The following is an 18893-nucleotide window of genomic DNA, read 5'->3' on the forward strand; positions in this document are numbered from 1 at the left end:
GCGCTGACCTCGCGCGACGCCCGGAGCTCGAGCCGTTCCGGGCATCATCAGTCTCGATCCGGGAGGAACCAATGAACCGTACGCCCACCGCATTCCTGCGGCTTACTCTTGCCGCCTTCGTCGCCATGTTCGCCGCCGGGCTCGCCCGCGCGGACGTCCAGACGCCGGATCAGCAGAAATGCATCACGTCGCTCAACAAATCCGGAGCCAAGGTCGCTGCGGCGCAGGGAAAAGCCGACATCGCGTGCGTGAAGAACGCCGCCAAGGGCGACGAGCTCAATGCGACGGCGTGCCTGACCGCCGATAACGGCGGCAAAGTCGCCACCGCCGCCGGCAAGGTCGGCGATGCATTCGGCAAGTCGTGCGGCACGCTGCCGGATTTCGGACCGACCAGCGCAACGACAGTCTCCGACGCCGCCAAAGACAACACGGTCGATCTCGCGACCAGCCTGTTCGGCGCCGACGTGACCTCCGCCGTAGTGCTGTCGAGCGCCGATTCGGCCGGCGCCAAGTGCCAGGCGGCAATCGTCGCCAGCGCGCAGAAGATGGCCAACACGATCGTCAAGGAATTCAATGCCTGCAAAGCGGCGGGGCTCAAGGCCGCCACGATCGATTCCGCCAGTGCGCTGCGTGACTGCCTCGATACGGCGAGCGCCGATCTCAAGGGCAAGATCGAAGGCGCCGCATCGAAGGTGGACGACAGCGTGAGCGACAAGTGCGCAGGGCTCGATCTCGATGCGCTGCTCCCCGGATTCTGTCAGGGATTCACGCAGCCCGAGCTTTGCATTGCCGCACGCGCGCGCTGCAGCGCATGTACGATCGTCGACGGCATGGACTCGCTCGGCGCGGTCTGCGACCGCTTCGATGATGGAGTGGTTTCCAACGGCACGTGCTCGGAGACGCTGCTGGCAACCGAGCGCGTCTCGATTCCGGACGGCGTCGAGCCGGCCAACACGCCGGGCTCGCCGGGAGTCGTCGTGACCAACCCGAAACTGCTCACGCAGTTTCCGCCGAGCGGACCGAACCTGAACAGCGCCGAATACGTGCGCTGGCGGCTGAACGGGCCCGACGTCGCTCCGGACGCGATCCTGATCCTGGTGCCGGGCTTCGGATCGGGCGTCAATCCGCTGCGTACGCTGGCGGAAAACGTGATCCCGAAGATTCTCGCGGACAAGGGAATTCGCCTCGAAGTGTGGGCGTTCTCGCGGCGCGACGATCTGCTCGAGGATCGCGAAGGCATCCAGATCGCGGTCGCAGAAAAGGACGTCGCGATCGCGCAGGACTGGTACTACGGCGCGGAGCTCGGCCTGACGCTGCATCCGTCGCTCGTGGCCGGTCCCAACCGCCGCGCGGTGTTCTACGACTCGCACGCCGACATTCCGTTCCTTGCCAACTTCACGCCGCAGGTGTTCTCGCGCGACATCGACGCCGTCGTCGATGCGGCGCTGGCCGTCACACCCAACGTGTATCTCGGCGGCCATTCGGCCGGCACCGGGTTTGCCGCGCGCTACGCGTCGACCAACTTCAACCTGAGCGGAGTCGGTCCGGCCGATCCGGGCTATGCGAAGCTTCGAGGCATCGTGCTGTTCGAAGGCGGCGGCGGCTCGACCGCGGCGTCGGCGCCTCTGAGCGCAGATTCGATCGACCGTATCATCGCGAAAGCCGACGGCGGCCTGTTCGGTGCGGTTCGCGACAACGCGCCCCGCTGCGTCGACGGCACCACGCCTTGCACGATCGACACCGAAGCAGCCGACTGCATCGGGCAGGTTCCGCCCAAGTGCACGCTGCCGACGACGTCGTACACGAGCATCGGCGGTCTGCAGCCGCAGATCTACGCCGCCGGCGAAGTCGGCGCCGTTCAGGCCATCAAGGATCCCGAGCATGGCCAGGTCATCATCCAGGTCGACCAGGGATCGCCCGGCAACAACGCGGTCAGCGTCGTGCCGGGGCTTTCGCTGCTGCAGCCGCCGCTGGTTCCGGCCGCAACCGTCGAAGGCCTGTTCGGAATCTTCCTCGACGACGACGGGCCGAATGCGAATGTTCTGTCACCGGCGCTCGCGACGTCGATGGGTGAGCCCGGCGGAACCGTCGGTGGTCTGGCCGTATGGAAGGACATCGATGGAGACGGATTCATCACGAGCGCGGTCCGGCCCGACAATGGACCGGCGCCGACGACCCTGCCCGGCGGACACTGGGGAAAGGAAGTCGAGGTCACGCGCATCGACCGCCACATCCTGACGTTCATCGCAGGCGGAGAGAATGCGAGCGACTGGTACTACGCAGGCTCCGGCCTTTCGACGACCAGTGTCAGCGGAATCTGCACGGCGGGAAACTGCACGGTTGGAAAGGCCGGAACATGCGCGACCAACGGCGACTGCTCGCAGTCGATCAACCTCGATTCGTCGGCGCTGTCGGCCACGCGTCCGGACATTGCGAACCTGACGCAGGCGCCGAACATCAACGTTCCCGTCATCAACTTCGGCGGCAGCAACGGCCTCACGCCGGTCCCCGGTCTGTACACCGCGTTCGGCCAGAGCATTGCGACCTGCACGGCGCCGAGCTGCAACGGTTCGACGCCGCGCGTGGTCGATGCGGCAGTGCCGAACCCTGCGTTTCCGACGTTCGGCGGCATCGCCGGCGGCTTCGAGGTGTACATCAGCGAAGGCTATGCACACGTCGACGTGATCACGGCCGAAGACACCGAGGACAATCTGATTCCGGAGCGGCTCGACGACTTCCTCGAGAGGAACCTCGTCCCGTAACATCGAGCCTTCGCTACGGCGGGCTGCGAACAAGCGCAGCCCGCCGGTCAGCGAAGGCGACCGTCACGAAGGCGGCTGTCCGCGGCCCCGACCATCAGCGTAGCCGCCACAAGTCGAAGCGATCGACCGGCGTGCTTCCCCACGCCCACGGCAGATAGCCCCAGCCGTTCGAGTAAAAGCCCGCGCCGAGCTGCGAGCTGACGATGCGTCCGCCCGGCGACTGGTCGGTGACCGTCGCAACCAGCTCGCGACTGCGAAACGACTGGATCGGAATGCCGGTGATGGTCTCGACGCTCGAGACGACGAGATCGCCATGCACAGGATGCGGCGGCGTCGACGTCAGGCATCGTCCGCCGGCTTTCTCCGCATACCACTGGAATCCCCAGTGTCCGTTGAACCACACGTTCTGACCGGACGTCACATAGGGCGCGACGAGCTCTTCGGCTGCGCGACGACCGAGTCCGGCGAACGTCGAGTCGGCGCGCAGGATCATCACGCCGAGAATCGCGCCGGCCGCGATGAGGCCGCCGGCGATCGCATGCGCGCGAGGTCGCGGAAGCGAGAGCACTGCTCGCGCGGAGACGATCGCCGCCGCCGGCGCGCACGCGACGAGATATTTCGACGGAAAGTGAAGATAGATGACGATCGGAAGCGCGACGAGCAGCCACAGCGCGAGCATGCCGCTCGTCGGGTCGCGCCGCCGCACACTGTCGGCGACGACATCGGCGACGACCGCGGCGCCGAAACCGGCGACCGGCGCAATCCAGAGCCAGCCGGTTTCGTGCCCGTACCAGATCGCGGCCAGCGCCGCGGCCAGCCCGAGCCATGGAAACACGCTCATCCAGAACGTCCGGCCGCGCGAAAGCATCCAGGCCAGTCCGAGCGGCAGCAGCAGCACCCAGTGCACTCCGAACGCGATCGCATTCGAGCGCACGTTACCGAGGCTGCTGAACATCCCCGCAGCGCTGACCATGTCGGACGATCCGCCGAGCGGGTCCTGCACGATGCGAAGAACAAGAAGCATGAGAACAGGCGCAGCGACGACCGGCAGCCACTTCACCCACGCGCCCGCGCGCACGCGATGCGGCAGAAGCCGCGTGAACGGCGCAATCGGCGGCAGCGGAAGGAACAGCACGCCGAGCCCCGCCAGAAGCAGCACATGACTGCGGGCAAGCGGTGCGATGCCGAGCGCGAGCGCAGCGGCAACGCCTTGCATCGCCCTGCCCTCACGACCCCACGCATGCAGTCGTTCGACACCGACGAGCGCGAGCGTCATCGCGGCAATGTCCGGCATCACCGTGCCGGACATTCCAAGCACGGCCGGCGTCGCCGCGAGAAACAGCGCCGCGACGCGCGCAACCTCGTCGTCGTATCCGAGCCGGAGCGCAAGCACGGCGACCTCGAAGACCGCGAGCAGCACCAGCAGGAGCTGCTCGAGGTGCGCAACGATCTCCGAGCCGGATGCGAGCGCGACCGGCATCAGCAGCCATGCCATCAGCGGTCCGGTCGGCATGACCTGCGAGAGCCGCATCGGCTTCGAAACTTCCGACCACACCATCGTCAGCGCCGACGGATGCAGCGGATCAGTCAGGGCATACTCGGCCTGCCGCAGGAACACGGTATCGTCGATCGTGAACGCCTTGCCGGCGAACGGCAGCAGCAGGATTGCAGCGAGCGCAAGCGCCGGAAGCGCGGCAACCTGCGCGCGCTCGTAGAGCGAAGCGGGCGCAGCGGGCGGCTGCGCGCTTTCCGCGGTGGAAGGAATCGGGGCGGCCTCGCGAACAGGCCGGATCGCCGTGGCCGCGTCGCCTGTGCGCGCGAGAGCGGCGGGAGAAGGCCGGCGGCCCTCCGGCCCACGGCCTTTCTTACTCTGCGCCACCTTGCCCGCGCCACCGCTCAGAAGCCGGTCAGCGACCGGCCGCGATGATCTGACTCAGGTCGAAGTACTCTTCGCGCGTCCCTTCGGCATCGCCGAGATTGATGTACCAGCCCTGCTCGCCGGGAAAGCGCGCGCTCGGCAGCGCGCAGTACGTGGCGTGCTCGAGCTGGATGTCGACCATCGTGATCGACGGGTTGTAGCTGACTTCGTAGTCGAAGCCGTACTTGGCGCCCTTGAACGGATGGGTCGCGTACATGAAGTTGTTGATCCAGACCTTCCACAGCTCGCCCGCCTGGTCGTAGATGTCGGTGTACGGAATGCGGTAGCTGTCCTGGTCGAGATAGATGACGCGCTTGGAGTACGCGTACTGCGGAAACTTCGCCTTGCCTTCGACGATCCACACCTTGCGCGGCTCCCACGCGCTCGCGTGCATGAAGTCACCCGACGGCTTCTGCCACGTGACGGGAATGGCGTCGGCATGGAACGAGCCGAGGATCGTCTTCTCGCCGAGGTAGCTCCAGTCGAACCAGCCGGGGTTTCCTGCATATCCCGCATAGCTGTCCTGGTCGGTATCCTGGCCGAACAGCGCGTCCGATCGCTGCGCCGAAGACAGGCGGCGCACGCGGCGAAGCTGCGGCAGGTACAGCCACGTGTCGTCCTGGCGCGTGTAGTCGGCGTAGCGATTGAGCGTGAAGCCGGTGCCCTTCAGGTCGAACGGCTCGATCAGCGGATAGAGCGCTTCCTTGTAGCGCGACCCGTCGCGGCTCGGCATGACCGGTTTCGGATCGACCATCGTGCGCTCCTGGAAGTAGAGCCGCCGGATGTGATCGATGAGGAAGTGGCGCTCGACGCGAACCGGCTCGCCGTTCTTGCCGAGCCCGCCGGTGTCGCAGTCGAAGTTGCGAAGATCGAGGTCATCGACCGCGATTGCCGCATTGAAGTTGAACATGTGCTTGGCACCGGCCTGCTTGTCGCTTCCATCCACTTTCGGAAACGGCAGCCCCGCCACGTGGTTCTCGAGATGCGTCGAGTCCGGTGCGAGCTTGACCTGGCCCGAGTACTTCTCGGTGGCTTCGGCGAACTTCGGCGGGAACGCGACCTTCCTGTACGGCCCGACCTTGATCTCGGCGCCGCGGTCGACCGTCCATTTGATCGCCGGGCCGAGCAGGTCGATGTACTGGTCGACGTTCGCGCGCGTGATGACGGTTCCGGGCGCGGCGTCGACGGCGAGCGAACCGGTCGGCAGCGCGAGCACGCCCGCGAGGGCGGCGAACGATGAGACAGTGGCGAAAGAGACGAACGGAAGCCGTGCAGATCGGTGCTGTCCGAACGGCAGGGACTGGGTCAGGGTCCGACGAAATTTCACCGGGTAATTTCCTCCGGGGACGCGCCTTTTCGGTCGCTGTCGCCGCCGGTCCGTCTATCCGAAAAAGAAAATGGAAGGAACAGACGAAATTGCCCGGATGCTCCGCCGCTGCCTCGCGACAATCGGCGGCGTCCGGTTCCACAGGTCAGGCCGGTGATCTCGGGTATCCGGCTGTCCCAGGCTTTTAAGGCTATCCGGCTATCCGTGGATCAGAAGGGTGCCGAACAAGGTCAACCACATCACGGCCAGCACGAAACCGCTCGCGAAGTAGAGCCGGAAGCGCAGCAGCACATCGTTCGAGCCGAGATGGACGAAGGTGTGCGCGTAGCGAATGGCCACGTAGGCCCACGCGCACCCGATCATCCACCAGCTCACGTGATGCGTCACGTAGGTCAGGATGACGATCACGTGGAAGAGAGTCGGCACTTCGAACAGGTTGATGAAGTGCCGCGTGACGACGCGGATGTGCTCGGGCTCCTCGCCTTCCTGGTAGGTCTTGTAGAAGCGCACGTCGACCTCGCCGCGGCCGACGCCGCCGACGCGCAGCCGCGCGAGCTTGGCGAGCACGAACGCGACCAGCACGAACATCGCGAACGACGGGTAGAGGATCTGGTTGTCGAACGGAACGGTCATCGTAGTCGATTCACGCGATGAAGTTTTGGTGCGGCCGGCAGGATTCGAACCTGCGACCTACGGGTTCGAAGCCCGGTGCTCTATCCAGCTGAGCTACGACCGCACGCGCCGCTTGATACGAAGGTAACGAGGCCGAAGCAACGCTGCTCGCCGCTGCGCTCTTTGCGCAACGAACGACGTTACAGCGCGAGATCGGCTTCGGGCGTCGTTCCGGAACGTCTCGTTTTTCCGAGCGCGCCGGAGACAGCAGGCCACGACGGAACGCTTGCGCGAGCCTTCTCGAGGTCCTGCGGATAGTCGATCTCGATCCACTGAAGACCAGTGATCGCAACGCTCTCGACGTTGCCGATGCCCGCAAGGACGTTGACCGCCGACAGATACCAGCGCGCATGGCCGTCCGGCTGCGACGCGATCTGTTCGAGCGAGTCGACGAACAGCCGCGGGCCGTCGCCGCGCATCACGCTGAGACCGATCGCTTCACCGTCGGTGGCATCGGGCGGAAGGTCCTTGCCGACGCGGCGCACGCGCCCGTCACGGATCTGCACTTTCATGTCGTCGGCGTCGTAGGCGGGCTTGTTCGCGATCGCCATCGAGATCGGTGCCGGCCGGCTGCCGAGCAGCCGGCGCACGATGTCGGGCTGGAACAGCGTGTCGCCGTTGATCAGCAGGAAATCCTGCTGCATCGCGCTGCGAGCCGTCAGGCAGCTGATCAGGTTGTCGGTGGAGTCGTAAAGCGTGTTGTGAATCGTGAAGGTCTCGAAGCCCGCCGGCCGGCAGGTTTCGAGCTCGGCCTCCACCTGCGCGGCGCCGAAGCCCACCACAACAGTCGCGCGCTTGACGCCGGCAGCCTCGAGCGCGAGCAGCTGGCGCTCCAGAACCGTTCGCCCCGCAATTTTCAGAAGGCACTTCGGCAGCTCGGCCGTGTGCGGCAACAGCCGGCGTCCCTGTCCGGCGCTGAGTATGACTGCCTGCAAGAGAACTCCTTATTCCCGCAACCTCGACGGCACGGAGGCCGTCCGCCCACGATTACCCGCTCGGCGTCGATTCGCAGAGCGCCCTGACTGCGTCAAGAACGCGCCTGTTCACGACCCGCTCAGGATTCCTGAGCCGCAAGTCGCGCCGCCGGGTCCGCCAGAAACGCGCGAGCATAGCGCGGGACGCTGGAAATTGCATCGGGCTCGACCTTCTCGAGCCACGGCCGCATGGTCTCCCCGCGGCCTTTGGCTGCGAACCCCTGGGCCAGGCGCGTCAGCAGCACCCCGGAGGAAACCACCGTCCAGGCGGCCACCATTTCGAGCCCCCAGTCCGGCCGCCCGCACAGCGTAAGTAGTGAGAGTAGCAGCATATTCGGATTACGCCGCCCGGTGATCAGGCGAAAGAACGAGTCGAACGGCTGCCACGCGAACATCGAGAACGAAGCGACCCTGTGCGAGAAAAAGCGCTCGGCCATGCGCCCGCCGATGTAACCGGCAAAAATGGCGATGAGCGTTCCGCTGTACTGCGACAGATGCCCGCCGGACAGGCCCCACGCCCATGCGACGTACCAGAGCGGCGGATGCACCAGGTCGATGCCGTGATCGAAGATATGGCCCGCAGGGGTCGACGTGATCGTCACGCGCGCGAGCTTTCCGTCGACTGTATCCAGGAACGTCATGACCCAGCCGGCGGCAAGGCCTTCGAGGAACCGCCCCTGCGTAAACAGCCAGCCCGCGAGAATGACCAGCATCAGGCTCGCTGCCGTCACCGCGTTCGGACGGATGCCGAGCTTCGTGCAGATGCCGACCGCCCGCCGCGCCGGCGCCGGCCAGACGAACTTCGTCACGAGGTCGGTCACGCCCTTGTAGGATTCGTCGAACAGATAGCGCTCGAGCACCTCGCGATTGTCCTCGCGCACGTGCAGCACGCGCGGCCGGTTGGCCTTGAGGACCTTGCGCACGTAGCTCGCGCCGAACGTCGCCGCATCGCGGACCGTGACGCCGGGGATCGTGGAGGCGTCGAGCGTTCCCTCGATGGCGGCACACGCGGCGTCGGCCTCGGCCGCATCGACGTTCGCGGCGACGGCACGCGGCGGCCCACCGTGGGCCGACACCTGGAGGATCGTCGCCGGGCTCTTGAGCATGCCCTGCAGCATGCGATCGTCGAACAGCCAGTCGGAGCTTACGATCACGACCGGTCCGCGGCCGCTTGCGGCGGCGGACCCATGCACGATCTCGGTCACCCCGTGCGTGCGCAGCTGACGCTCGAGTCGCTCGCTTCCGGTCAGGCCCCACAGCCGCAGCTGCGAGCGCCCCAGAATGCAGGCGACGCGACGCCGTTCGGCGTCGGTGGCGTCGGTGCTCGTCATCGATCCCTCTCCTTCTCTTCCTGAATTGCCGGTCGTGGGCTTCCTGCCGATGCCTTGCGCTTGAGCCGGATGCTCTCGAGGACCCGCATATTCGTATCGAACCGGTAGATCCACGGAACGCAGGTCGGCATCTTGATGTCGCGGACGTCGTCGTCGGCAATGTTCTCGAGCAGCTTTCGCATTCCGCGAAGTACGTTCTTGTGCGAGACAACCAGCACGCTTCGTCCTGCCGCCAGCTCGGGCACGATCGTCTGCTCCCAGTACGGCAGCATCCTGCGGAACGTGTCCTCGAGGCTCTCCGTCCGCGGCAGCTCCTCGGGCGAGAGGTCCGAGTAAAGAGGATCAAGGCCCGGAAAGCGAGGATCGCCCTCCCGGAGAGGTGGCGGTTGGCACCGGTAGTCGGATTGCGTGCGGCGGATCCTCAACCCGTAGCGAAGCGTCGCCGAAAGCGGTCCCAGCCCCTGAAGTGCGCCGTAGTGGCGCTCGTTCAGTCGCCAGCTGCGTTCGATGCCTACGTTCTCGCAGCCGAGCTCCTTCAGGATGATCTCCGCTGTGACGAGCGATCGCCGCAGTACCGAGGAGTGACAGCGATCGAACGCATATCCGCCCTGCCTCAGAAGCTGTGCGGCCTGACGCGATTCCTCCATGCCGCCCGCGCTCAGGTCGATATCGGTCCACCCGGTGAAGCGTCCGACCCGGTTCCACTCGCTCTGGCCGTGCCGGAGGAGGATCAGCGTCGCGTGGCTCAACGCGACTCCGTTCGCAGCGTTTCTGCGCGCGTGCGCTCGCGACCCCGATTGGCCGGCTTCTGCTGTTTCATGATGCGGCGAACCTCGGCAGCAACCGCAGGCACCTCATCGAGCGGCGCGCGCGGCTTGACGTCGAGCACCGCGCCGTACGGCCGCGCAAAACCGCCGTCGATCAAGCGGCGATGAAGCTCGTCGAGCTCGCGCGGAGGACGCACGACGCCGAGGATGTGAACGATCCTCGCCAACCGGTGCAACAGCGGCGTCGTCGCTGCTGCCTCGGCCTTTGCGTAGGCTCCGACCACTGCTCGCAACCGCCGTCGGCGGGTGCCGGCGGCGAGCACCGGCAGTGGATAGATGTACAGCGGCTTCGTAGTCGCTGCCGCTTCGGCAAGCATCGACTCGCTGTCGCCGGTCACGATCAGGATGTCGCCGACGGCAAGGCATCCGAGATACGGATTGTCCGGATCGCCGCGTGTCCATTCGTAGAGACGAGCGCCCGCCGCGAGGTTCGCGCGCAACGCTCCGATTACATCGTTCCCGGTTCGCGGGCTCGTCACGATCATGAGCGAGCCGCCGGCGGCCTCGACCGACGCGCTGACGTCGGATGCCATGCGGACGGCAACGCCGGTGTCGAGAAGGTTCACTTTGGTCGAGCCGCCAACCAGCAGTGCAACGTGCGGGCGAGGCCGGCCGGCGAAAAGATCACGCCAGCGCTCGCCGGCCTGCCGAAGATCTTCCGGTGGAATCGCTGCGATCGGGGCCAGGGTTTCGACGCGCCGCGGATGCGGCGGAAGACCGAAGAAGCCGCACGACACGCTGAGGTCGAATGCGCCCGCGCGCTGGTCGGTGCCGCGGCGACCGAGCTGCACGATCCTCGTGCGGCCGCCGCTGCGCGCCTTGATCCAGCGCGAGATCGGCGCCGCCGCGCGCCCGGTCGCAATCACGAGGTCAGGCCAGGGCGGCGACAGCTCGGCCGACTTTGTGCGATCCAGACTGAGTGTCGTGGCCCCGAGCCACAGGTTGCTCCAGCGTCGCCGGTGATTGAATGCGAGCTGTTTGACCTCGTACGGCCAGCCGAGCTCATCGACGAGCGCAATCGACTGCCGGGTATGGCCGAGCTTGTGATCGGCGAGCACCCAGACGACGGGCGCGTGCGATCCGGGAAGGTCCTTGTTCGACACGTTGCTGGCGGCCGATACGGCGGGCGGGTCCGAAGCCATCGTTTTCGTAAGCACTGCCGGCATGCCGCTGAGCCCTTGCCGGTATCCATTCGCCGGCGCGGCGTCCGGCATACTAAACTGCACCCAAGGAGCTAGCGAGCGACGGTCCAGTAGGAGCTAGCGAGCGACGGTCCAGTGGGAGCTAGCGAGCGACGGTCCAGCGGGAGCTGCGGCGCCGCAGGAAGCTGGCCAGCGACGGTGCAGCGGGTGCGCTAGCGAGCGGCGCCTGAAGCGGACATAGTCGCCCGTTCGACCGGCTCGAATTACTACCATGCGCCTTCTTCTCGTCTTAGGCCGCCGATACCCGGGTCGCAGCCTTGTCATGCTCGTCTGCCTGTCGCTGGCGGCCGTCGCCGAAGGCATCGGCGTCTCGAGCATGTTCCCTCTTCTCGGGGTCGTCAGCGGCTCCGGAAGCGGCGGATCCCGCCCGGAGATTGCGCTGCGCCATGCGCTGGCCAACGTCGGCCTCGAGCCGACCATCGAGGTCCTGCTCGGGGTCATCGTTGCGGGCACGCTGACCAAGGCTGCGCTGACCCTGGTCGCCCAGCGCCAGATCGGATTCACCGTTGCGCACGTCGCAACCGATCTTCGCCTCGCGCTGCTGCGCGGGGTGCTTTCGGCGCGCTGGCTCTACTACGTGCGGCAGCCGATCGGCGCGCTCGCCAACTCCTTCGCAACCGAAGCCATGCGCGCTGCCGAAGCCTATCTTTTCGGCGCGACGATGATCTCGCAGATCATCGAAACGGCCATCTACGTGACGATTGCCGCAATGGTCTCGTGGCGTACGGCGCTTGCGGCTGCGGTCGTCGGGGCGTTTTCGATCGGTGCGCTCAGCGGGCTCGTGCGCCGATCCAAGCGGTTCGGCCAGAAGCAGACGCGCATCATGCGCGGCGTGCTCGGGCAGATGACCGACGTGCTCTACTCGGTCAAGCCGCTCAAGGCGATGGGGCGCGAGCCGCTGATCGCACCGCTGCTCGAGAACGAAACCGAAAGGCTCAACAGGATCCAGCGCCGCCAGGTGATCAGCAAGGAGGCCGTGCGCGCGCTTCAGGAGCCGGTCGTCATCCTGTCGCTCGTCGTCGGACTCTATCTCGCGATGAAATCGTGGAAGCTCGCTTTCGACGAGCTCCTCGTGCTGGCCATGCTGTTCTCGCGCGCGCTGTACGCGCTCAACAAAGTCCAGAAGTCGTACCAGCAGATGGTCGCGAGCGAGAGTGCGTTCTGGGCGCTGCAGGCGACGATCGACGAATCCACGCACCAGGCCGAGATCACCACCGGGCGCCTCGCCCCGACCTTCGACCGCACGATCTCGCTTCGCGGCGTCGACTTCTCGTACGGCGATCGTCCGATCCTCAATAACGTGTCGCTGACGATCCCGGCCGGCGAAGTGGTCGCCGTGGTCGGCCCTTCCGGCGCCGGCAAGACGACGATCGCCGATCTCATGCTCGGGCTCGTGCGCCCGCAGCGCGGCGAGGTGTACCTCGACGAAACCCCGCTCGCCGAGGTCGATCTGGCGGCGTGGCGGCACATGGTCGGATACGTGCCGCAGGAAATGCTGCTGCTGCACGAAGACGTGATGCTCAACGTCACGCTCGGCGATCCGAAGCTGAGCCGCGAGGATGCCGAAGAAGCGCTGCGCGCCGCCGGCGCGTGGGATTTCGTCTGCGAGCTGCCGCAGGGCATGGAAACTCCGCTTGGCGAGCGCGGCGCCCGGCTTTCGGGAGGCCAGCGCCAGCGCATCGCGATCGCCCGCGCGCTCGTCAATCGCCCGCGACTGCTGGTTCTCGACGAAGCCACCGCGTCGCTCGACCCGCAGAGCGAAGCCGGCATCTACGCAACCGTGCGTTCGCTGCGCGGCAAGACCGCGATCCTCGCGATCTCGCATCAACCGGGACTGCTCGAGGTTGCCGACCACGTGCATCGCCTGACCGACGGCGAGCTGGTGCGGATGACGTCGGACCCCGCGGCCGGCGACCAGGCGCACGCGCGCGCGATCTGACATTCGGTGCAAAACACGCCGCGAGCGGTGCCCTGAGGCGCCGCTCGCGGCAATTGCATCTTCACTCGCCCGACTGGAGCTCTTCGAGAATCCGTCCGAGCAGCGGGGCGCCATCTGCAACGGCGGATCCGTCGCTATCGACCGACCCGATCAGTGCGGGTCCCGTTGAGACGAACGCATACGTGAACACGTCCCCCTGAAGCTCGAGCCGAAGCGTCCTTCCGGAGTTCTGTATGCTGCCGTCGTCATCGACCGGCGCGCAACCGAGACCGTCGACGCACGCCGTGTCGTAGTGGAACGTGGTCGCCGATGTCACCGAGCCGGACAGCGACGCTTCCGGCAGCTCACCCGATTTGTCGTTGATATAGATGTCGATGCTGGCCCCGTTGGTCACGAGCTCCACGCTCTCGAACTCGCTTCCGTAGAAGTAGCCGCGGCTGGAGCAGTTCGTCTGCAGGTTGAGCAGCGGGCCGCTGGTCGGGCAGTTGCTCACGGGGTCGAAGCGCGCACCGACCGATTTGTCGATGTTGAGCATGACGGAGCACGAGGAAATACCCGAGCACGCGCCGCTCCAACCGGCAAACTTCGAGCCGGCGGCAGGCGATGCGGTGAGCGCCACGGTCGTATTGGTCGCGTAGCTCGCGTTGCACTGCGTGCCGCAGTTGATGCCGGAAGGACTGCTGGCAACCGAGCCCGAACCTGTTCCGCTTCGCGTCACCGTCAGCTCGTGCGTACCGTTCTGCACCGGCGGCGATTGGGCGACATTCGACCAGCGCGAGTTCGCGATGCAGATCTTCGGCCTTCCATTTGCCCGGACGCGGTAGTCGTACGTCGACGTACTGTCCGCGGTATCGTCTTCATAGACGGTTGCGTCGGCCGCGAGATTGGCGACCGTCACGAAGCTCGTCACGCCGCTGATGCGACGCTGCAGGCGGAAACCTTTCTCGTTGGAGCTGTTGTCGTGCCACGAAAGCTCGATGCCGCCGTCGCGGTGCACGATCGCGAGCTGAGTCGGCTTGGGCGGATTGGCGTTGAGCCAGCACAGGTTCGAAAAGGCCGAATTTCCCTCCGGGTTGTTCGCACGGATCCGGTATACGCGCGTCGCACCGGCGCCGACGGTATCGCCCGTGCTCGTCGCGTTAGCTGGAGGAAACGAAATCGTCGCCAGCGTCTGCTGGCTCGATCCTCGTTGAAGCTCGAACCTGCTTTCATTGTTGCTCCGGTCGAGCCACGTCAGCGAGACGACCCCGGCGCTTATCTCCTTCGCGCGCAACGTGGCCGGCGACGCCGGTAACGCCGCATGTGCCGCTGTCGCAGCGATGAGCGTCGCCGCGAGTGCTAAGGTGAGCTCAGAAAACCGGACCTGTTGGATAGTCATGCCGTGCTCCTTCTGCGCGCCGACGCGACCGTGCGGCAGCAGGGGGCGAAGAATAGTCGCAGCCCATCGCGGCGTCTGTGACTCCAACTACATCGGAAATGGACACGCGAGCCGTGCAGTGGCGATTGTCACTACCGACGACGGCCGATCAGTCGTCGCGAGCGCCGCCGCGGCGCACCGATCCGGGCCCGAAGCGCGCGATCAGATCATCCATCGCCTCGTTGAGCCGGTCGCGGCGCTCTTCGTCGTCGGAGCGGAACAGGCCGAGCTGGGCGGGACGTGCACCGTCGAGGTTGGAGAGCTGCACACCGATCAGCCGGATCGGCTGGCGCACAGCGGCCGCACGCCACAGGCCGATGGCCGCAGCCGTGATCGTCGGTCCGTCGTCGGTCGCGGCGTCGAGCGTCTTCGATCGCGTGAACAGCTTCCAGTCGACGCCGGGACCGGAGCATCGCCATTTGACCGAGATCGTGCGGCCCGCCCTGCCCTCGCGGCGAAGATGGCGCGCAACGCTTTCGCTGTGCGACAGCAGCACGGCCTCGATCAGCTCCTCGTCCGAGACGTCTTCGGGAAACGTATTCTCTTCGCCGCACGAGACGCGGCTGCGATCGGCTTCGACGGTGCGAAGGTCGTCTCCGCGCGCAAGCGCCTGCAGCGTCGGCCCCCACGAGCCGAGCTCGCGCTCGATGCGTGCGGAGTCGTAGTCGGCAAGCTGGCCGATCGTGGCGATGCCGAGAGAATGCAGGCGACGTTCGGTTGCCGGACCGACGCCCCAGATTTCGCCGATCCCGAGCGGACGCAGGAAATCGTTGGCGGCCGCCGATTCGACGATCAGCGCGCCGTCCGGCTTGGCACGCGCCGATGCAATCTTCGCGACGAGCTTGCCGGGCCCGCCGCCGACCGAGACGGCAAGCCCGAGCTCGTTTCGCATCTCGGCGCGAAGGCGATCGACGATCGCGTGCACGCCGCCGAACAGCCGCAACGATCCGGTCACGTCGAGATAGGCCTCGTCGAGCGACAGCGGCTCGACCAGCGGCGTGAAGCGATAGAACACGTCGCGTACGTCGGCGGCGATCGATGCGTAGTGCGACATGCGCGGGGTGAGAAACTCGGCGTGCGGGCAGAGCCGTCGCGCCTGGACCATCGGCATCGCGGAACGTACGCCGAACGGACGCGCTTCGTAGGATGCCGCGCAGACCACGCCGCGCTTGCCGAGCCCGCCGACGATGACGGGCTTTCCGCAAAGCCTCGCGTCATCGCGCTGCTCGACCGACGCGTAGAACGCATCCATGTCGGCATGAAGGATGACGGCCACCGCGCGAGGCTAACGCCGGCCGCGGGCGTCGCCAACCATCCGCAGTGCGCGATGCCGGAAAAAGGGACAGCTACAATTTCCCAGGCAGGCGCGAGAACGTTGAGGAAATAAAAATGTACCTGTCCCCTTTTTCAGGAGAGCAGGCGATGCGCGCGCGTCATCTGTTTCTTGATCGGGATCTCGAACGGGCATGCCGCCTGGCATGGCGCCGCGCAGCCGGCACAGACGGACGCCTGGCGATCGGCGCCGAGCCGGGCGTATTTGGCCATCGCGACGCGCTCGCTGCCATAGCCCTCGAAGTACATCGAGTAGCGCAGCACGTCGTCGATCGGCAGGCCGGCGGGACACGAATCGAGGCACTCGCCGCATCCCGGCCGGCAGTACTGGCGCGTGACGAGCTGGTCGTAGCGCTCGAGCACGGCCAGGTCTTTCGGCGCGACCGGCTGGCCGGATGCGAACAGGTACTCGTCCAGATGCGAGACCTTCGAAATCGACACGACCAGACCCGAGACGTCGGGGTTCGACTGGACCCACTTGAACGCGGCCTGCGTAAAGCTGTTGCGTTCGTCGGGCGTGAAGTCGGAGAGCACCGTGTGGTAGGCGCCCTTGAGCGTCTTCATGGCCACGAAACCGACACCCTTCGCGCGGGCTTTCCCAATGATATTGGACAGGTCAGGCCAGTTGTTGAAGTTGTAGGCGACCATGATCACGTGGAAGCGCCCGCTGTCCACGGCCTGGTTCATCACGGTCTCGAGCTCGGGCGTGTGGCTGGAGACGCCGAGGAAGCGGACCTTGCCCTGCTCCTTCAGCTTGTCGAATGCCTCGTGGAACGTCGGCGCCATCAGGCGCTCGAGCTCGTTGCACGCGTGGATGTGGCACAGGTCCAGATAGTCGGTGCCGAGCCGGCCGAGGCTCGCTTCGACCGCCGCGATGATGTCTTCGACCCTGGAGTTGGCCGGCAGGTGGCCGGCCGGCGTACAGAATTTCGAGACGAGGAACACCTTGTCGCGGCGCCCGCGAATCCCCTCGCCGACGACCCGCTCCGAGTCGTTATCCGAATAGTCCGGCGACGTGTCGAAGTAGTTGACGCCGCGGTCGATCGCGATGCGCACGACGTCCGGATCGCGCACGTGCGCGGTACCGAACGAGATATCCGACATTTGCCAGCCGGTCGTGCCGAGCGGCCGGTACGACTTTACGGTCGAGCCTGTCCACTCCGGTCGCGGCGATGTTGCCTCGGTCGGAGCGGAGGGAATCAGGAAATACTGGGTGCGGTACTTGAGAAGAGAATCGAGCCCGAGCAGGCCCGAGAAAAGACCGGCCTGCTTCAGAAAGTCGCGGCGGCCGGTCTTCTCGGAACCCATCGGAAATGGTCCTCGACGAAACCGATCAGGTCTCGTCGTTGTCGGACTCGGGCTTGGGCGGTGCGGGCTTGGCCGCGTCGCCGGGCTTCGGAGCGGGCTCGGCGGGCTTGCCTGCAGCGGGCGGCGGCGTTGCCGGCTTGACGGCCTCGGCCGGCGGCATCGCGGGCTTGGCGGCCGGTGGTGTCGCGGCCGGCGCGGCATTCGTCGCCGGCTTCGCCGGCGCCGGAGCCGCGGGCTTCGACTCTTCCGATTTCGTGCAGGCGGCTGCGCCCGTGATGACGAACGCGGCAACCATTCCGATCAAAATCCTGCTGAACATTGGTGTATCCCTGCCTCCTTGATGCGGCTTCTTCGGCCACCGAGGGTGCGAATCTTCTAGCATCGCACGCCGGTCAGCCCAACTCGCAGAGCGGCGCAACGTGAGAAAGGTCGCGTGGCGCAGATGGATCCGTGCGCGGGCTTGCGGTCAAGCTCGCCGCCAGGTCGTGCCCCCGGCCCCGTCCTCGAGCACGATTCCCTGATCGAGAAGCTCCTTTCGAACTGCATCGGCGCGCGCGAAGTCGCGGGATTTTCGTGCGGCGTTGCGTTCGGCGATCAGCACCTCGATCGCGTCCGCATCGAGGCCCGCCCTGGACGCCCCGCGCGCATTGTAGCGCTCCAGAAATTCGGCCGGCCGCGATGCAAACAGACCCATCGCGCTGCCGACGGCCCGGACCACTCCGGCTGATCGCGCGGCCGATGCGGCATCACCGGCGTCGAGCGCGCGATTGGCATCGCGGACCGAATCGAACAGCAGCGCGACCGCGCGCGCGCTGTTGAGGTCGGCGTCCATGGCCTCGACGAGCGGCGCAACCTCCGGGCTTTCGTGACCGTACGCCGGTATCGCGATCCCGGCGTCCTCGACGCGCGCGAGCGTCTCGTACGCACGGACGAGCGCCTTGGTCGATTCGGCGATTCCCGCCGGGCTGAAGTCGAGCGGACTGCGGTAGTGCACCGACAGCAGATGAAGGCGAAGACCTTCGGCTTCGACTTCCTTCAGCACGTCTTCGATCGCGAAGACGTTGCCGAGCGACTTCGACATCTTCTCCTGGTCGATGCGCACGAACGCGTGGTGCACCCAGTAACGGACGAAGTCGGATTCGTAGCCTCCGCACGACTGCGCAAGCTCGTTCTCGTGATGCGGGAAGATCAGGTCCTCGCCGCCGCCGTGGATGTCGAACGTGGGTCCGAGATAGCGCACGCTCATTGCCGAGCATTCCAGGTGCCAGCCCGGCCGGCCGGGTCCCCACGGGCTCGGCCACGACGGTTCGCCGGGTTTCGCCGATTTCCACAGCGCGAAATCCATCGGGCTCTTTTTGCGCTCGTCGATGTCGACGCGCGCCCCCGACAGCAGGTCATCGAGGTTGCGGCCCGACAGCGCGCCGTATTTTTTGAAATTTTCCACGGCGAAATACATGTCGCCGCCGCCGGCATCGTATGCGAGACCGCGGCTTTCGAGCGCTTTCGTCAGCTCGAGCATCTCGGCGATGTGATCGGTCGCGCGCGGCTCGAGGTCCGGCTGCGCGCATCCGAGCGCCGCCACGTCGCGATGCATCTCGCCGATGAAACGGTCGGCCAGCGCCTTCCAGTCCTCGCCGCGCTCGTTCGCCCGGTTGATGATCTTGTCGTCGATGTCGGTGATGTTGCGCACGAAGTGCACGTCGTAGCCGCGCCACCGCAGGTAGCGCACCATCGCATCGAAGAACACGAGCGAACGCGCGTGGCCGACATGGCAGCGGTCATAGACCGTGATGCCGCAGACGTACATCGAGATCTTTCCGGCCACGAGGGGCACGAAAGGCTCCTCGCGCCGCGTGCGCGTGTTGTAGAGGACGAGTGCCACGA

At 66.2% G+C, this 18893-nt stretch carries 14 protein-coding genes and 1 tRNA gene; 3 read left to right on the top strand and 12 right to left on the bottom strand.

Annotation, left to right across the window (positions count from 1 at the left end; genetic code table 11):
* The first annotated feature begins 71 nt into the window (after positions 1-71).
* Entirely contained in the window at positions 72-2762 is a 2691-nt protein-coding gene (locus VN634_13555; GenBank protein HXC51909.1) for a hypothetical protein, read from the top strand.
* 94 nt (positions 2763-2856) lie between these two features.
* Here VN634_13555 and VN634_13560 read toward each other — a convergent pair whose 3' ends face one another.
* The 8 genes from VN634_13560 to VN634_13595 all read right to left on the bottom strand — a co-directional run bounded on the left by VN634_13560 (position 2857) and on the right by VN634_13595 (position 10953).
* Positions 2857-4641 carry a hypothetical protein gene (locus VN634_13560; GenBank protein HXC51910.1) on the bottom strand — a complete coding sequence of 595 codons (1785 nt, stop codon included), beginning with the start codon at positions 4639-4641 and terminating at the stop codon, positions 2857-2859.
* A 28-nt stretch (positions 4642-4669) separates the two neighbouring features.
* On the bottom strand, positions 4670-6007 hold the full coding sequence (locus VN634_13565) for a DUF1329 domain-containing protein (GenBank protein HXC51911.1): 1338 nt from the start codon (positions 6005-6007) through the stop codon (positions 4670-4672).
* Positions 6008-6205: 198 nt separating this feature from the next.
* A complete protein-coding gene (locus VN634_13570) occupies positions 6206-6640 on the bottom strand; it encodes an MAPEG family protein (GenBank protein ID HXC51912.1) in 435 nt (144 codons plus the stop codon).
* A gap of 26 nt (positions 6641-6666) precedes the next feature.
* A tRNA-Arg gene (locus VN634_13575) sits at positions 6667-6743 on the bottom strand.
* Between the two features lie 76 nt (positions 6744-6819).
* Entirely contained in the window at positions 6820-7614 is a 795-nt protein-coding gene (locus VN634_13580) for a phosphocholine cytidylyltransferase family protein (protein HXC51913.1), read from the bottom strand.
* A gap of 119 nt (positions 7615-7733) precedes the next feature.
* Positions 7734-8984, bottom strand: coding sequence for a CDP-alcohol phosphatidyltransferase family protein (locus VN634_13585; protein HXC51914.1), 1251 nt, complete (start codon positions 8982-8984; stop codon positions 7734-7736).
* Entirely contained in the window at positions 8981-9733 is a 753-nt protein-coding gene (locus tag VN634_13590) for a 2,3-bisphosphoglycerate-dependent phosphoglycerate mutase (GenBank protein HXC51915.1), read from the bottom strand. The genes VN634_13585 and VN634_13590 overlap by 4 nt, the downstream gene beginning before the upstream one ends.
* The gene (locus tag VN634_13595) at positions 9730-10953 is read right to left on the bottom strand and encodes an ELM1/GtrOC1 family putative glycosyltransferase (GenBank protein HXC51916.1); all 1224 of its coding nucleotides are present in this window, start codon (positions 10951-10953) and stop codon (positions 9730-9732) included. Before VN634_13595 ends, VN634_13590 begins: the two co-directional genes overlap by 4 nt.
* 322 nt (positions 10954-11275) lie before the next feature.
* Between VN634_13595 and VN634_13600 the strand changes: the two genes are divergently transcribed.
* Positions 11276-12952: an ABC transporter ATP-binding protein gene (locus VN634_13600; protein HXC51917.1), complete on the top strand. Its 1677-nt coding sequence runs from the start codon at positions 11276-11278 to the stop codon at positions 12950-12952.
* A 61-nt stretch (positions 12953-13013) separates the two neighbouring features.
* Here the strand turns inward: VN634_13600 and VN634_13605 are convergent, their stop codons facing one another.
* The 3 genes from VN634_13605 to VN634_13615 all read right to left on the bottom strand — a co-directional run bounded on the left by VN634_13605 (position 13014) and on the right by VN634_13615 (position 17009).
* Positions 13014-14330: a hypothetical protein gene (locus tag VN634_13605; GenBank protein ID HXC51918.1), complete on the bottom strand. Its 1317-nt coding sequence runs from the start codon at positions 14328-14330 to the stop codon at positions 13014-13016.
* A 148-nt stretch (positions 14331-14478) separates the two neighbouring features.
* Positions 14479-15645 (bottom strand): DNA polymerase IV, encoded by a 1167-nt coding sequence (gene dinB / locus VN634_13610; protein HXC51919.1) that lies wholly within the window; start codon positions 15643-15645, stop codon positions 14479-14481.
* Positions 15646-15776: 131 nt separating this feature from the next.
* A complete protein-coding gene (locus tag VN634_13615; GenBank protein HXC51920.1) occupies positions 15777-17009 on the bottom strand; it encodes an aldo/keto reductase in 1233 nt (410 codons plus the stop codon).
* Between the two features lie 5 nt (positions 17010-17014).
* Between VN634_13615 and VN634_13620 the strand changes: the two genes are divergently transcribed.
* Positions 17015-17350, top strand: a complete 336-nt coding sequence (locus tag VN634_13620; GenBank protein HXC51921.1) for a hypothetical protein — start codon at positions 17015-17017, stop codon at positions 17348-17350.
* A 125-nt stretch (positions 17351-17475) separates the two neighbouring features.
* Here the strand turns inward: VN634_13620 and cysS are convergent, their stop codons facing one another.
* On the bottom strand, positions 17476-18891 hold the full coding sequence (gene cysS, locus VN634_13625) for a cysteine--tRNA ligase (GenBank protein ID HXC51922.1): 1416 nt from the start codon (positions 18889-18891) through the stop codon (positions 17476-17478).
* Positions 18892-18893 lie beyond the last annotated feature (2 nt).

The organism is Candidatus Limnocylindrales bacterium, assembly GCA_035571835.1.
In the GTDB taxonomy this organism is placed as follows: Bacteria; Desulfobacterota; Binatia; order UBA1149; family CAITLU01; genus DATNBU01.